This window comes from Bathymodiolus platifrons methanotrophic gill symbiont (genome assembly GCF_002189065.1).
Taxonomy (GTDB): Bacteria; Pseudomonadota; Gammaproteobacteria; order Methylococcales; family Methylomonadaceae; genus Methyloprofundus.
This window is the reverse complement of the sequence record NZ_BDMN01000265.1, coordinates 1-2,442: the sequence shown is the minus strand read 5'-3', so window position 1 is coordinate 2,442 and position 2,442 is coordinate 1. Positions and strand designations below refer to the sequence as shown.

Genomic DNA, 2,442 nt, shown 5'->3' with positions numbered 1-2,442 from the left:
TGGGCGGAGGCATGGGAGGAGGTATGATGATGTCTATGGCACACCCGATTCACTTGCACGGTCAGCAGTTCCAGATTTTATCCAGAGAGATCGAAGGCATGCGTCAGGAGGAATATAAGACCGTGAGCGAGGGTTTTATAGATACTGGCTGGAAAGATACTGTTTTAGTTATGCCCGGTGAAGAAATTGTGATTGCCAAGCCATTTGAAGATTATAAAGGCTTGTTTTTATATCATTGCCATAATCTGGAGCATGAAGATTTAGGTATGATGCTCCAGTTTTATATAGGCTAGATTTTTTGCAGATACTTCGCACCGCTACGGTTGCGAAGTATCGTGTGGCAACGAATTTATTTATTGCTATAGCTTACACAAACTACTTTTGCGAGAGGTGCCTCATTGTCACTGAAGCCCCTTTTCTCTACGCTTACTTTACATGCGCTAACCATTCAGAATGATCCGCTCTACGACCATGTACATAGTCAAAATATAAACTCTGTATTTTTTCGGTAATAGGGCCGCGAGATCCTGAACCAATCTGCCGGTCATCATATTCTCTAATTGGCGTGACCTCAGCAGCAGAGCCGGTGAAAAATGCTTCATCTGCTACATACACTTCATCACGGGTAATACGTTTTTCTTTAACTTCCAGACCTTGTTCTTTGGCAATGGTAAAGATTGTCTCGCGGGTAATCCCTTCTAATGCTGAAGTGGTTTCTGGTGTATACAGAATGCCATTACGTACAATAAATAAATTCTCACCACTGCCTTCGGCAACAAAACCTTCATGATCGAGTAATAATGCTTCATCGTAACCCGCACTTATGGCTTCTTGCAGGGCTAGAATAGAGTTAATATAATTGCCATTTGCCTTGGCTTTGCACATAGTGCTATTAACATGGTTTCGAGTATAAGAAGAAGTTCGGATACGAATGCCTTTTTCCATGTTTTCATCACCTAGGTAAGACCCCCATTCCCAGGCAGCAATCATGACATGGACTTTAAGATTATCTGCACGTAAGCCCATACCTTCAGAGCCATAAAAGCACATGGAGCGGATATAGGCGCTATCAAGATTGTTATTACTAATCGCACCAAGGTGCGCCTGGTTAATCTCTTCTTTAGAGAAAGGAATTTTCATATTCAAAATATGTGCTGAACGATATAAGCGGTCGGTATGTTCGGCTAATTTGAAAATAGCGGGGCCCTGCTCGGTATGATAAGCTCTTAAGCCTTCAAATACACCTGCACCATAATGTAGGGTATGCGTTAATACGTGTACTTTTGCATCGCGCCACTCTACCCATTTACCATCCATCCAGATTTTTCCGTCTCTATCGTCCATTGTCATCATTAGTGTTATACCTATATTCTTAAAAATTCATTTCACACCATTATACTGTCATTATGGCGATATCGCTTATCGTATTGTTCGACATCATAAAAATATACTAGCTAAAGACAATCAGGTTACCCGAATATTAATATATAGGCTAAAATAGATTTTTCTAATATTCTTCAATTAATTCTACGTATGACCAACCCAAAAATCACTTTGAGTGAGCTAGATACCCCATTAAAAGTATTATTTACTGGTTATTTAACGGCTGTGGCTATCGGTTATCTGTTTGCCTTGATCCAGATTCTGTTTACTCACGGTATGGCTGATGGTAAATTTGGTTTATCAATAGATGATATTGTGTACAGTTATTATGGCTCTATGTGAATCCTAGTGGGTAGTCGAATTTTAACTTACCACAAAGAAAGTAAATCATATTGATAAAATTATTAATATTGCGATAACCTCTTGCTCGTCGTTTGGCCAGTTGGACCTTGCTATTAATTCCCTCAAGAATTCCATTTGTAATCTTTGTTTCAACGAAATGAATAATGCCAGACCAATGGCTCCTAACGGTCTTTACAAACTTCATAAATGCTGAGATTTTAGATTTTTCTACTTCTTCACACCACTGCTTTAGAAAGGCTTCAGCCGATACTTTATCGGGCATTGACCATAAGTCATTAAAAAGCTCTTTCAATCGATATGCCTGCCCTAACGTAGGATATAGGTCAATCATTTCAGCTAATGAAACTTCTTGTTTATTGGTTAAGTTTTCTCGGTTCCTTAAAAAAGTATATTTGTGTCCTTTGAGTGCATCATGCTCTTTACGCTCACTAATCCTGACTTGATTCATTGCTTCATTTAATAATTTGACAACATGAAACCGATCGAAGGTTATCTCTGCTGATGGAAAAGCCTCTGCGGCTCCAGCAATGAAGGATGGCGATAGATCCCTACTTATTTGTTCAATTTGTTCTTTCTCTACCCCTTTGTTTTCAAGGTGTTCCTGAAGGTTATGCAAAGTGGCTTTACCTTTACCCTCAGTGACAAAAATAACACGAGACTCGTCTAAATCGACACCTAAAGTGACATATTTGTGAC

General features: G+C 39.4%; 3 protein-coding genes and 1 pseudogene. 2 read left to right on the top strand and 2 right to left on the bottom strand.

Features of this window, described 5'->3' with window-relative positions; all coding sequences use genetic code 11:
* Window positions 1-293, top strand: a 293-nt coding sequence (locus tag CDZ78_RS14500; RefSeq protein WP_167374319.1) for a multicopper oxidase domain-containing protein, incomplete at its 5' end; no start/stop codon positions are given.
* 133 nt (window positions 294-426) lie between these two features.
* Here the strand turns inward: CDZ78_RS14500 and CDZ78_RS14495 are convergent.
* Window positions 427-1,350 (bottom strand): branched-chain amino acid transaminase, encoded by a 924-nt coding sequence (locus tag CDZ78_RS14495; RefSeq protein WP_087870648.1) that lies wholly within the window; start codon window positions 1,348-1,350, stop codon window positions 427-429.
* Between the two features lie 183 nt (window positions 1,351-1,533).
* Between CDZ78_RS14495 and CDZ78_RS14490 the strand changes: the two are divergent.
* A pseudogene (locus tag CDZ78_RS14490) lies at window positions 1,534-1,719 on the top strand (hypothetical protein); the annotation flags it as partial.
* Here CDZ78_RS14490 and CDZ78_RS14485 read toward each other — a convergent pair.
* Window positions 1,718-2,442: ISL3 family transposase (locus CDZ78_RS14485; protein ID WP_140414081.1), on the bottom strand; the 725-nt coding region annotated here is incomplete at its 5' end. The pseudogene CDZ78_RS14490 and the gene CDZ78_RS14485 overlap by 2 nt on opposite strands.

Excerpts from the sequence above, each read along its gene's own strand:
- CDZ78_RS14495 (WP_087870648.1), bottom strand. The coding sequence starts at position 1,350 with ATGACAATGGACGATAGAGACGGAAAAATCTGGATGGATGGTAAATGG.